The organism is uncultured Granulicatella sp., from assembly GCF_963545075.1.
In the GTDB taxonomy this organism is placed as follows: Bacteria; Bacillota; Bacilli; order Lactobacillales; family Aerococcaceae; genus Granulicatella.
The window spans coordinates 1-13121 of the sequence record NZ_CAUUHX010000052.1 but is presented as its reverse complement, the minus strand read 5'-3'; the positions used below and the strand labels follow the sequence as shown (position 1 = coordinate 13121).

Below are 13121 nucleotides of genomic sequence, written 5' to 3'. Positions count from 1 at the left end.
AGCAGCCTCGCAAATGCGAGTCTCATTGCTAAAATTTGAGCCTAGGGTCTCAAATTTTCCTGCGCTAGAAGCCAGTTGGCTTCTAGTGCCCATACTACAATGAGAAGTCTTTTTTCTGTTCTTGGGAATGACATTAGGACGTTGGAAACGAGATTTCTTAGAGATGGTAATTGCTTATATGTTTTTGGAATCGCCTAAAAATTGTAACTAGTTAGGCAAATGGGAAGATAAAAGTCGGTTTATACAAAATATGAATATATCTTATTCTTAGGAATACTGTAAAAATTTAAAGTTCTAACTATTATATTGACAGAAATAAATTTTTTTTTTTTTGTTATATATTTTATGCATAGGATTTCCTCTAAAAGTGGAATAATGGGGGATAAAAATTTTATAAAAATAAAAGGAGAACTTTTAATGAAAAAAAGAACTACATTAATTACGCTAATGGTAGCTTTGTTTACAGTTGTTTTAGGACTGAATTCAATTCATGCTGAAGAAAATTATAGAACAGTGATTACTGATAAAATTTGGTGGAATAATGATTCTCATGGTACGAAATTTGAGAAATTTGGAATTACATATATAGGTGATGTGGCAAGAAATAGTTGGGGAGTATTTTATTTTACAGAGTCTGGAGAACTTGCTTTTTATTCTCCTGAAACTGGTAAAACACTAGATCAAGTTAGTTTTGAGGGATTTTTTCAACTAAAACTAGGTAAAGGTCCATTTGAAGGTGGAGATCATCATTTTGGACGTTATATTGCAGGTATAAACTATTTAAAAGGATATACTTCTCTAGATAAAATCAAAGCTGCAATGAATAAGCCTAAAGGAACAACATCTGCTACACCAGTTAATCCTGCGGATCAATACAAACCAAATGATTCAACTCCAGCTGTTCCAGCTAAACCTGCCAATCAATATAAACCAGATGATTCAACTCCAACTATTCCAGCTGAACCAAAAACACCAAAAGAAATTTTCCAACCTACAAGTTCAATAGTTGCACAACCAGCTCCAAAACAAGGTTGGGTTCAAGATAAAGGGAATTGGTTCTACTATGACCAACAAGGTCGTCAAAAATCTGGTTGGGTACAAGTAGGCGGAGCTTGGTACTACTTAGCAAGTGATGGGAAAATGCAAACAGGCTGGGTAAATCAAGGTGGCGTATGGTACTACCTAAATGGTTTAGGCGCAATGCAAACAGGCTGGTTAAACCAAAGTGGAACATGGTACTATTTAAACGGTTCAGGTGCAATGCAAACAGGTTGGTTAAGCCTAAGCGGAACATGGTACTATTTAACAAGTTCAGGTTCAATGAAGACTGGTTGGTATCAAGTAAGCACTAAATGGTACTATTCTTATGGTTCAGGTGCTTTAGCAGTAAGTACTACTGTTGATGGATATTATGTAAATGCTAACGGAGAATGGGTTTAATTGAAATTTTTCTTTCGTTAAAAAGCCCATTGTTAGCTAGAGTAAATAGAAGAAATCCTTAATCAATAAAAATCAGCTGAAGAGCTTCATAGAGCCGTTCAGCTGATTTTTTATTTTAGCAAAGAAAATGAGAAAAGATTTTTAAAAATTGTAGTATTAGGACGCCAGCAAACCTTCGGCTTCTAGTGCCCATACTACAATGGGAAGTCTTTTTTCTGTTCCTAGGAATGACAATGGGACGTTGAAAACGAGACTTCACTTTTCTATATTAAAAAATCTTTTTTTCATCTTTTCTTACCTCAAAATAATCACTAAATTTAAGTTCAAAATCAAAAACTATACTCTCTAATTTTTTATGAGAAACGACAATAATGGTTTTATCAGAAAAGTTATTTATAAAAACTTTCCAAATTTTACTGAATGTAACGGGATCTATTGCACTAAAAGACTCATCAAAAATTAATATGTCAAATTCTACAGCCCTGATTAACAGTCTTGCAAATTCAATTAGTTGCCTTTCACCACCAGAAAGAGTATTAAAATTTACCTCTTCATAAAAACGATCACAAATTGTTTTAGGGAAATTATGGATATCCAATAATTCTATTATTTTTTGATCTGAAATATTCTGATTTAATCGTATATTATTTATAATTGTATCGGAAAAAATAATTGGGGTTGTTTGGCTATACCAAATATTATTAAAATAACCTTCCTGCTGCCTTACGAAGTTAGATAGAAACGAACTTTTTCCAATTCCTACTGCACCTGTGAATAGATATATTTTCCCTTTTTTTAATATTATATTTTTATCCAGCTTAGAATTACCATAAGAACCACTTATTATTTCAAAATAGTCTTTTTTCTCTAAAAGTGATTGTTTATGCTTTTGTTTCCTATCTTTTACATTTACTAGTTCTTCGAGTGTATCGGCTTTGATATTAATACTACTAAATTTTACAGACAGTTGAATCAAGAGTGTCATTGCTGGTATCATCCAGATGCTTATTTGATAAATAGAAACTATACTACCAATGCTTTCTCTGCTAATAAGGTATGATCCCAAACAAACAATAATTACAACCATAGAACTGTTTACAAATTTAATAACTGAGGTTATTAATTGCTCCAATATATTTCTTTTCCTAGATAAAGCAATTATCTCATCATTAACTTTATTTATTTCATGTATAAATTTATAATTCAATTTTTCATTATAAAAAGATTTAATGCCTAAATCATCCAGGTTCTGGGAAATTGATTGTAAATGAATCATTTTATTTATTCTCATATCTTCAACTACTATCATTTTTTTGTAAAATATACTAAATAAAAAAAACACGCTAAGAAATATTATAACTATAACTAAAAAAATTATGATATTCTCTATCAATATGTAAATCATTCCTAATCCAATAGTAGCAAGACACCACAATAAGCTGCCAATATCTCGATAAAAAAAATAACTAATTTCATTTAAACCTTTCGAAATATAGTATAAATATGCACTGTCATTTTTTTGCGTAGTTAATGATCTATTTACAAGTCTATCTATAAGGCTTAAACTATTATCCAATATAAAACTTGAAATTTTCAGGTCTAAAGATATTAAATAGTTGGTAAAAAAAGGAATAATAGCAACTATTCCCCCTAAGAAAAATAATGAAAATACATCAAACTTAGGAATACTATAATTTATTGCATATTTTATAAGTATTGCTGGAAATAATAACACTATTGATCTTAGTAAGACAATCAATGAAATGAATAATAGCTTAAATATATTACTTTTCAATAAAATCTTCGATATTTCTTTCATACTAAACCTCTATGATGTCTGTTATTGTTCTTGATGGTACTATTCCTTTTTCTAAATGAGTAACCTCAAAAATGCATCTATCAGAAAAATACTCAACAAAAAATTCTTCAATGCGCTTTCTGACATTTTCGTCAACATTAGCACCTAACTCATCAATTATTATAACTTGCGCCTCAAAATTAGTTTGACGAATAAGATTGATAATTGCTTTTTGTCCCGTTGATAAATCGTTTTCTTCACTTAAATTTGTATTTAATTCTGGAATAATATCTAATAACTTAGAAAATTTAGATAGATCATCTCTCATTAAATTTTCTTCAACAGTACCTTTTATAAATGTAAAGTCTTGCGGAACAAACATTTTATATTCTTTTTTAAAATATAAATCATTAAAATATAATTCTTTACAAAGCGTTGATTTTCCCACACCATTTTTACCCTTTATAAGAAAGTATCCATGTACATTATTGTTTAATAGACTAATTATCTGATAAATTTTTGATGGTTTTTCTTGGGGGTCTTCCTCTTTTAGTCGCTTTATCAAATTATATACTTTAGAATATGATATTAAAATTTCTTGAATAGATGAAATAAAAGTCATGGTATATTTAAAAGGAGAACTAAAATAACTTAAGTAAGTTATGACTGATACTAATTCACCAATTGAAATTTCTCCAGAGATAACTTTTATACCTCCTAAAATTATAATAAGTCCTGGTCCAATAGAATCAATGGTTCTAGGTAATAACTTCGTTTGATTAGTTGATAAATTAATTTTAACAGTTAACTCATTGATTTTATCTGATAGAGAATAAACTTGTTTTTGTATATAATTGCCAGAATAAAGAAAATATGATTTCTCTTTATTGGTTATATATTCTTGTGTAAAAACTTTTAGAATTTTCTTTTTCTCTCTCTGTTCAATTTGTAACATTTTTTGTTTCTTCACGAGTTTGCTAAATGGTAAGAAATATATTGAATACAATATGGATAAGGTCAAAAATAATATTGGAGAAATTAGGTAAATATTTATCGCTGCAATTACAAATCCAATGACCGTGACTAATATTTCTACAAATGACTCAATTGTGAAATTTTCAATATTTTGTAAATCATCATTAATAATTTGCGTAAACTCACCTTTTTTTATACCATCAATTTTTTTATAGTTCTTATAATTCCAAAAAGAATATAAATAAGTTCTTAAAGCACCTACGGCGGATACAGTAAGTAATTTTATTCCAATCAAGCCTATTCTACTACAAATAAAAGCCATTAAAATTAGCAATAAAATACCACTGAATGTACTATATACTGATACACCAGACTGAATTGAATCAATTCCGCGTCCAATTTCCTTAGGAACTATCCCTTCTAAAATAGAGCCAATAATTAAAAGAACAAAGGCTAGTATAAAACTCCCAATTTTTCTCACACTAAACATTCTAATTTCTCCATCAAATAAATTTTTTTATGATTCTGGTAATTTTGATAACTCATCATTGAATCTAGTTAAATCATTTTTTCTGTAGTGCTCATACTACAATTTCTCATTAATCACTTGTTCGATAGCTTTAATGACACCATTATTTTCATTCGTATCTGTTACAATGTCGCATAGATTTTTCACTTCTTCTGTGGCATTTCCCATTGCAATTGCTAATCCTGCGTATTGAAGCATTTCGATATCATTAGCAGCATCTCCAATTGCGGCAATTTCGTTTCGGTTAATGTTGAGTTTTTGAACTATTTTTTTTAGTCCGTATGCTTTATTGACGCCTTTTTTTAGGACTTCGATTAAATATTTTTGGCTACGAACTACATAGAATTCTTCTCTCCATACATCTGGAATTACTGTTTCAAATTCGTTTAATTTTTCTTCGTCTCCAAGTAGTAATATTTTATAAAAATCTGTTGTTAGAGATTCTTCCATTGAAATTCGTTTGATTTCTCCATTGATGATTTTTACGTCATATTCCATCCATTCTGTTGGTTCTTGGTCAAAGGAGTAGTAATAATCAACTCCGCCTCCCATTACACTAATATCGTAATTTTTTCCAAGTTGAATCCATTTTTGAATAGCAGCTGAATCTACAAATGCATCCATGATACGATTTCCTGTTTGGCTTTCATAAATATTAGCGCCATTTTGACTAATAATATAATGATTTTCTTCAAGATAGCCTAAGTCTTTTAAGTATGGGCGAATCCCCGTTTCTGGTCTGCCTGTACATAAGACTAATAAAGTTTCTGTATCTTTTTGATGAAATTCTTTGAAGTATTGTTTCGTTTCTTCTAGTAATTGTTTCTTAGAATTTAACAGCGTTCCATCCATATCGATGGCAATTAGTTTAATCATTTTATTAACTCCTTTATAAACAGTAATCCCATTTTAACATAAAAATACCGACCTCTAAAAGTTCGTTTTTGGAAGTCGGTAAACTTTATATTATTCATTTTCTAAACGTTCAAAGGCATCGTGGATGACTTGTTTTAGGGCAGTAGCGGATAAGTCCATTTTTTCTTGTTCAGAGTCTGCTAATGGGATTTCGATAATTTGACGAATACCATCTCGTCCAATAACGGCTGGAGCTCCGATATAAACATCATCTTGTCCATATTGTCCTTCAAGATAAACAGATAATGGGAAGATAGCTCTTTCGTTATTTAAAATTGCTTTTGTAATTCTTGCTAAAGTAGCTCCGATACCATAGTAAGTAGCACCTTTTTTCGCAATAATTTCATAAGCAGCATCTCTTACTTGGAAGAATACTTCTACTAATTTTTGTTCATCTGTTTCAGGATTTTGTCGAACCCATTCATAAATTTGTAAACCACCAACATTGGCATGTGACCAAACAGGGAATTCAGTATCTCCGTGCTCGCCTAAAATATATCCGTGAACATTACGAGCATCAACGTCGATTAATTCAGCAATTGCTTGACGGAAACGAGCACTATCTAATGCTGTACCAGAACCAATTACTCGATTTTTTGGTAATCCAGAAAATTTCCAAGTAGCGTAAGTTAAAATGTCTACAGGGTTTGATGCAACTAGGAAAATTCCATCAAATCCACTAGCCATGATAGGATCAATGATTCCTTTTAAGATTTTTAAGTTTTTGTGTACTAAGTCAATACGAGTTTCGCCTGGTTTTTGAGCAGCGCCTGCTGTAATACAAATAACATCTGCATCATGGCAGTCTTCGTAGCTTGCTGCATAGATTTTTTTTGGAGAATTAAATGCTAGAGCGTGTGATAAGTCTAAAGCATCTCCTTCTGTTTTTTCTTTTGCAATATCAATAATTCCAAGTTCTTCAGCAATTCCTTGAAGTACAAGTGCGTATGCATAACTAGAACCTACAGCACCATCTCCGACTAAAATCACTTTGTTACTAGCTTTAATTGTTTTTTCCATTGTATTACCTCCTTATTCCTTCGTGGAATAACTATTCATAGTATAGCACGATTTGATTTGTGATACTTCATCCGAAGTTTTGAAAAAAGGAATTTTTTTCCAATGCTGATGTTTTCGTTTTCATCATCTTTCATTTGCGGTCAAACGCTGATTTTCATACTTTTAAAAAAGTAGAAAATATATGTGAAGAACTTATCACAGCTCTATCTGTTTATTAATTTTTCGATTTTTGAACAGTTTGTGATATACTAGGTAGGACTCAAGATAGAAATGGTGTGACATTATGAAGTTAATTATTGGATTAGGAAATCCAGGTGCGAAATATAAGGGAACTCGTCATAATATTGGGTTTATTACCGTTGACGAATTTGCCTATCAAGAAAATTTAGAATTTAATCAAGCATTATTTGATGCAACCTTTACTCAAACTCATATTGATGGAGAAAAAGTCATTTTAATGAAGCCATTGACGTATATGAATTTATCCGGTCAAGCAGTTCGTCCATTAATGAATTATTTTAAAATTGGAATTGAAGACATTGTTGTTCTGTATGATGATATGGATCTTCCAGTTGGGAAAATTCGTTTACGTCAAAAAGGCAGTGCCGGTGGACATAATGGGATTAAGAGTATCATTAGTTGCTTAGGAAGTGACCAATTTAATCGTATTAAAATTGGGGTAGGACGACCTGCTCCAGGTAGAAGTGTAGTTAATCATGTATTAGCTAATTTTGAAAAAGAAGAACAAGAAGAAATTTTAGCTTCTGTGGATAAAAGCGTAGAAGCGTTAAGAGATTGGATAAAAGGCGATAACTTTATTCAAACAATGAATCGTTATAATTAAATAAATTTGAGAAAAGGCTGGAGCGAAAGTTTCAACCTTTTTAGTGCCTATATCAAAAGAAAGGAAAAGATATGTTACCGTTAGGAATTAGTAAAAAACAAATCCATAGTTTTAAAGAATGGATAGAAAACCTTCCGATGATGCAAAGTCAGTTAGTTTTAGGATTAACTGGAGCAGCGAAACATTTAGCTGTAGCAAATGCCTATGATAACTGGAAGGGCCCATTAGTCGTTGTAACTCCTACGATGTTACAGGCGACTCAATTATATGAAGAATTAGGACAATGGTATGAAGAGGAAGTATATTTATTTACAGTAGAGGAATCTTTAGCTGCAGAATATTCCATTCATTCTCCTGAAGTCGTGAGTAATCGAATTCGAGCTTTACAGTTTTTAGCTAGTGGAGAAAAAGGAATTGTAGTTGTTCCATTATCAGGAATTCAAAAGCCATTAGTACCGTTAAAAGTATGGAAGAATAGTACCATTGAACTAGTCGTTGGTGAAACACAATTAGAAGTAGAAGATTTAGTAACGAAACTAGGACGAATGGGTTATCGTCGAGAAGCCATGGTAGCTACACCGGGAGATTTCTCAGTTCGTGGAGGAATTGTTGATATTTATCCATTGGATCAAGAACATCCTATTCGTTTAGATTTTTTTGATGATGAATTAGATTCATTACGTTATTTTGATGCAGAAACTCAACGCTCACTTGAAATGGTGGAAAATATTGTTCTTTTACCTGCAACTGATATTCCATTTGAATATGAGAGAGTATTTGAGGCAAAATCCAAAATTCAAAAAGCGTATGAAAAAGATATAAAGAGTAGTGAATCAGAAGAACGTACTCAATTATTAATGAATCAAATGAATCACTTATTAGCACAATTAGAAGAAGGAGAAATTCCTCCTAAAATTTCTTATTGGCTCGAATTATTTTATAAAGAAAAAACATCGATTTTAGATTATGTGTCTAAAAAAGGGTATTTATTAATTGATGATTATGCTCGTATTCAAGAAAAACAACGTTCGCTGCATGAAGAAGCAGGATTATGGAAAATTCATCAATTGGAATTAGGGATGATTGCTAGTTCGATTGACATGATTTTGGAAGGGAAAAAGGTATTAAAAGATTCGACATTACCAAGAACCTATTTCTCATTATTCCAAAAAGGGTTAGGGCGATTAACGTTTGAAGCCATTCATAATATTCAAGAACGTTCGATGACACAGTTTTTCTCGCAAATGCCAATGGTAAAAGTAGAAGCAGATCGTTGGGCAAAACAAAAAGCTACAGTAATCGTAGTGGTGGATCATTTAACGAGAGCTTCAAAAGTGGAACAAACTTTCCATGATTTTGATATTCCAGCAATTATTACAAAAGAAGTACAAGAAGGAATTCTTCAAATTATGGTCGGTTCCTTCAGTCATGGATTTGAATTACCACAAGATAAGTTTGTAATCGTTACAGAAAAGGAACTATTTAATAAATTAACGAAGCGTGCTCCAAGAACTCAAAAAATTTCCAATGCGGAAAGATTGAAGAGTTATACAGAATTAGCAGTTGGAGACTATGTTGTCCATGTCAATCATGGGGTTGGTGTGTACCAAGGGATGGAAACACTGGAAATTAATGGTGTCCATCAAGATTACATGTCGATTCATTATCAAGATGGAGGGCATTTATTCGTTCCTGTACATCAAATTAAATTGGTTCAAAAATATGTTTCTTCGGATGCAAAAGTTCCTAAATTAAATAAATTAGGAAGTAGTGAATGGGCAAAAACGAAGCGCAAAGTTGAAACTAAAATAGAAGATATTGCGGATGAATTAATCGAATTATATGCCAAGCGTGATGCAGAAAAAGGATATGCCTTCAGTAAGGATACCGTTGAGCAAAAAGAATTTGAAGATGCTTTTCCTTATTCGGAAACTCAAGACCAATTAAGAAGTATTGAGGAAATAAAAGCGGATATGCAAAAAGATAAACCAATGGATCGCTTACTAGTTGGAGACGTTGGTTATGGGAAAACAGAAGTTGCCATGCGGGCAGTTTTCAAAGCTTTAATGGATGGAAAGCAAGCGGCAGTATTAGTGCCAACAACAATTTTAGCGGAACAACATTATGAAAACTTTATTCAAAGATTTGCAGATTATCCGTTCAAAATAGGATTGTTAAGTCGTTTTAGAACGAAGAAAGAACAACAAGAAACAATTGAAGGATTGCAAAAAGGGCAAGTAGATGTTGTGATTGGAACGCATCGTGTTTTATCAAAAGATGTGAATTTCTTAGATTTAGGATTATTAGTCGTCGATGAAGAACAACGATTTGGTGTAAAACATAAAGAACGATTGAAACAATTGAAATCTCAAGTCGATGTTTTAACACTAACAGCTACTCCAATTCCAAGAACACTACACATGTCGATGTTAGGAGTACGTGATTTATCCGTTATTGAAACGCCACCTTCAAACCGTTATCCTGTTCAAACTTTTGTAATGGAGCAACAAGCTATGACCATTCAAGATGGAATTGAACGTGAATTAGCTCGAGGAGGACAAGTCTTTTATTTATATAATCGTGTGGAAACCATTGAGAGAAAAGCAGATGAATTACGTCAATTAGTTCCTGAAGCAAGAGTTGGAGTCATTCATGGACAAATGAGTGAAACGACGTTAGAAAATATTTTGTATCAATTTATTGAAGGCGAATATGATGTTTTAGTCACAACGACAATTATTGAAACAGGGGTAGACATTCCAAATGTAAATACTCTCTTCATCGAAAATGCAGATCATATGGGATTGTCTCAGTTATATCAATTACGTGGAAGAGTAGGACGTTCCAATCGTATTGCTTATGCTTATTTAATGTATCAACCAGATAAAACTTTAACGGAAGTTGGAGAAAAACGTCTGCAAGCAATGCGTGATTTTACTGAATTAGGGTCAGGATTCAAAATTGCGATGCGAGATTTATCCATTCGTGGAGCGGGGAATTTATTAGGAAAACAACAGCATGGATTTATTGATTCAGTTGGATTTGATTTATATTCTCAAATGTTGAGTGAAGCAGTATTGAAAAAACAAGGAAAAGCTGTTCCGACGATGGAAGACTCAGTTGAGATTGATTTACAAGTGGATGCTTATATTCCAGCTACTTATATTCAAGATGAGCGTCAAAAAATTGAAATGTATAAACGGATTCGTTCGATTGATAGTATGGAAACATATCATGAATTATTAGATGATTTCATTGATCGATTTGGAGAGTTCCCTGATGAAGTGAGCTATTTATTAGAAGTTGGAATGCTAAAATATTTTGCAGAGAAATTATCGATTACTTCAATTAAAAGAAGTCAAAATTCAATCGTCGTTTCTATTGCTCAACCGGTAGCTCAACGATTAGAAGGAGTTGCCATTTTTGAAGCGCTTGGGCCAGTGAAATTACCTGCTCAAGTAACGAAAAAAGGTACAACTTTACAAGTATTGCTCAATGTAACAAATCAACCAACTGATTTATGGTTAGAGCAAATCAAACTTTTCTTAGAAAAATGTTGTGAAGTTGTAGAAGTGCAAAAAGAGGAAAATGAATAAGAATAGAGAGGGGGATCCAATGGTTAAATCGAATAGACAGATGATGCAAGGAGCGTTGGTATTATCACTAGCAGCCTTCATTGCGAAAATATTAAGTGCCGTTTATCGAGTTCCTTTTCAAAATATGGTTGGAAATACTGGGTTTTATGTTTACCAGCAAGTATATCCCATTTATGGAATTGGAATGACCTTTGCTCTCTCTGGTTTTCCAGTATTTGTTTCAGCATTAATTGCTCAGTATCGTTCGGATTATGAATTATTGCCGCTTTTAAAAAGATTATTTTGGATTTTAAGTGGATTAGGAGTAGGAGTCTTTTTACTGCTCTATACACAGTCAGCACTTATTGCTTCATGGATGGGAGATGCTTTATTGTCATCTGTCATTCAAAGAGTTTCGTGGATGTTTTTAATGATGCCATTTTTGGTCATTGCAAGAGGTTATTTCCAAGGAACGAATCGGATGGTTCCGACAGCTGTTTCTCAAGTAATGGAACAAGTTGTTCGAGTGAGTGTTATTTTATTAGCAGCAAGTTTTTATGAAAGTCTTACGAATGATTTATATATAGTGGGAACTTGGGCAATGTCGAGTGCGGTCATTGCAGCAGTGATGGCAACTTTTGTCTTATTATATTATACAAAATCAGACTCCTTTGAAACTTGGAATGGTAATCGTGTCATTGAACCACAAAAGATTCAATGGGGAGTATTGTTAAAGAGATTAGTCATTGAAGGTGGAACTCTATGTTTATTAAGTTCGATTTTAGTATTATTCCAATTGATTGATTCATTTACCTTATTTAAAGGGTTAGTAGAACAGGGAATGAGTCAAGAAGTTGCCAAAGATTTAAAAGGAATTTTTGATAGAGGACAACCACTGGTACAATTAGGAATGGTTGTTGGAGTTGGATTTTCTTCAAGTTATTTACCATTATTGAGTCGTAGTTATACGAAACAACATTTAGAAGAATTCAAACAATTGAAACACTCACTCTTAAAAATGACAATGGTATTTTCAGTTGTGGCAACAGTAGGATTGTTAGTCATTTTATCAAGAGTTAATCATATGCTTTTTGGGGATATTCAAGGAAACGATGTGCTGAGTATTTATATAATCAGTATTGTGTTAGCGTCTATGATGATGGCTTACCACGGGTTATTACAAAGTACTGGAAAATATTCCATTACGCTTATAGCATTATTTGTCGGACTGATTGCTAAGGGTATCGGCAATCTGTGGTTCATTCCTCTGTTTCAAACATTAGGAGCTAGTATTGCGACGATTTTAGGGTTATCTGTGATGTTAGGAATGATTTGGATGCTGAGTGGAGAGTGGAAGGCTTCGTCAAATAAACAACAGTCAACGATTATAAAATTAGGAATTGTATCGATTGGAATGGCAGTCGTAGTAGGGATTTTGAATATTTTATTGGAACGCTATTTCCCTTCTGGTGATTCTCGAACAAAAGATACTCTGATTGCATTATTACTAGTAAGCGTAGGAATGATCGTATTTTTAATAGGTGCAATTCGTATAAAATTATTTACGATTCGTGAATGGTTGATGATTCCAAAAGGGAAATCACTATTAAGATTTACAAGAAAAAGGAAATGAGGAGGAGAACAGGATGAGATTAGATAAATATTTAAAAGTATCTCGATTAATTAAAAGAAGAAGCGTCGCAAAAGAAGTAGCGGATAAAGGAAGAATTACCGTCCAAGATAAAGTGGCAAAATCTTCAACAGATGTAAAAGTAGGAGATATTATTACCATTCAATTTGGAAATAAGACCGTAACCGTTCGAGTAGATGCGATTCTAGATTCAACTAGAAAAGAAGATGCAAAAGAAATGTTTACAATTTTAGAAGAAAAACAAGTAGTAAAAACAGAAGAGTTTTAAAACGGAGAAGAGAGAGTTGATTCGTCAACCTCTCTTATTTATTTAGAAAAACGGTTGTTCGACAAATCCTGTTGGTGAGAAATCACCGACAGGATTTTTTACATGC

Annotated in this window: 9 protein-coding genes; 5 read left to right on the top strand and 4 right to left on the bottom strand. The window is 32.5% G+C overall.

All coding sequences use genetic code 11. From position 1 onward, the window contains the following. The first annotated feature begins 417 nt into the window (after nucleotides 1-417). A complete protein-coding gene (locus tag RWZ86_RS08255) occupies nucleotides 418-1440 on the top strand; it encodes a hypothetical protein (protein WP_399544999.1) in 1023 nt (340 codons plus the stop codon). Nucleotides 1441-1708: 268 nt separating this feature from the next. Here RWZ86_RS08255 and RWZ86_RS07180 read toward each other — a convergent pair whose 3' ends face one another. The 4 genes from RWZ86_RS07180 to RWZ86_RS07165 all read right to left on the bottom strand — a co-directional run bounded on the left by RWZ86_RS07180 (nucleotide 1709) and on the right by RWZ86_RS07165 (nucleotide 6677). Beyond that, nucleotides 1709-3259 carry an ABC transporter ATP-binding protein gene (locus RWZ86_RS07180; RefSeq protein WP_314680913.1) on the bottom strand — a complete coding sequence of 517 codons (1551 nt, stop codon included), beginning with the start codon at nucleotides 3257-3259 and terminating at the stop codon, nucleotides 1709-1711. Between the two features lies 1 nt (nucleotide 3260). Beyond that, the gene (locus tag RWZ86_RS07175; RefSeq protein ID WP_314680911.1) at nucleotides 3261-4703 is read right to left on the bottom strand and encodes an ABC transporter ATP-binding protein; all 1443 of its coding nucleotides are present in this window, start codon (nucleotides 4701-4703) and stop codon (nucleotides 3261-3263) included. A 96-nt stretch (nucleotides 4704-4799) separates the two neighbouring features. Next, a complete protein-coding gene (locus RWZ86_RS07170) occupies nucleotides 4800-5618 on the bottom strand; it encodes a Cof-type HAD-IIB family hydrolase (RefSeq protein WP_314680909.1) in 819 nt (272 codons plus the stop codon). A 90-nt stretch (nucleotides 5619-5708) separates the two neighbouring features. After that, on the bottom strand, nucleotides 5709-6677 hold the full coding sequence (locus RWZ86_RS07165) for an L-lactate dehydrogenase (protein ID WP_314680908.1): 969 nt from the start codon (nucleotides 6675-6677) through the stop codon (nucleotides 5709-5711). Between the two features lie 283 nt (nucleotides 6678-6960). On the opposite strand from RWZ86_RS07165, the gene pth reads away from it, so the two are divergent. From pth to RWZ86_RS07145, 4 genes are all read left to right on the top strand, one after another. After that, a complete protein-coding gene (gene pth, locus RWZ86_RS07160; protein WP_314451093.1) occupies nucleotides 6961-7521 on the top strand; it encodes an aminoacyl-tRNA hydrolase in 561 nt (186 codons plus the stop codon). Between the two features lie 71 nt (nucleotides 7522-7592). Next, a complete protein-coding gene (gene mfd / locus RWZ86_RS07155; RefSeq protein WP_314680904.1) occupies nucleotides 7593-11117 on the top strand; it encodes a transcription-repair coupling factor in 3525 nt (1174 codons plus the stop codon). Nucleotides 11118-11136: 19 nt separating this feature from the next. Beyond that, nucleotides 11137-12729 carry an oligosaccharide flippase family protein gene (locus RWZ86_RS07150; protein ID WP_314680901.1) on the top strand — a complete coding sequence of 531 codons (1593 nt, stop codon included), beginning with the start codon at nucleotides 11137-11139 and terminating at the stop codon, nucleotides 12727-12729. A 13-nt stretch (nucleotides 12730-12742) separates the two neighbouring features. Beyond that, a complete protein-coding gene (locus RWZ86_RS07145) occupies nucleotides 12743-13015 on the top strand; it encodes an RNA-binding S4 domain-containing protein (RefSeq protein ID WP_006703326.1) in 273 nt (90 codons plus the stop codon). Nucleotides 13016-13121 lie beyond the last annotated feature (106 nt).

Excerpts from the sequence above, each read along its gene's own strand:
- RWZ86_RS08255 (WP_399544999.1), top strand. The coding sequence starts at position 418 with ATGAAAAAAAGAACTACATTAATTACGCTAATGGTAGCTTTGTTTACA.
- RWZ86_RS07165 (WP_314680908.1), bottom strand. The coding sequence starts at position 6,677 with ATGGAAAAAACAATTAAAGCTAGTAACAAAGTGATTTTAGTCGGAGAT.
- pth (WP_314451093.1), top strand. The coding sequence starts at position 6,961 with ATGAAGTTAATTATTGGATTAGGAAATCCAGGTGCGAAATATAAGGGA.
- RWZ86_RS07175 (WP_314680911.1), bottom strand. The coding sequence starts at position 4,703 with ATGTTTAGTGTGAGAAAAATTGGGAGTTTTATACTAGCCTTTGTTCTT.
- mfd (WP_314680904.1), top strand. The coding sequence starts at position 7,593 with ATGTTACCGTTAGGAATTAGTAAAAAACAAATCCATAGTTTTAAAGAA.
- RWZ86_RS07180 (WP_314680913.1), bottom strand. The coding sequence starts at position 3,259 with ATGAAAGAAATATCGAAGATTTTATTGAAAAGTAATATATTTAAGCTA.
- RWZ86_RS07150 (WP_314680901.1), top strand. The coding sequence starts at position 11,137 with ATGGTTAAATCGAATAGACAGATGATGCAAGGAGCGTTGGTATTATCA.
- RWZ86_RS07170 (WP_314680909.1), bottom strand. The coding sequence starts at position 5,618 with ATGATTAAACTAATTGCCATCGATATGGATGGAACGCTGTTAAATTCT.
- RWZ86_RS07145 (WP_006703326.1), top strand. The coding sequence starts at position 12,743 with ATGAGATTAGATAAATATTTAAAAGTATCTCGATTAATTAAAAGAAGA.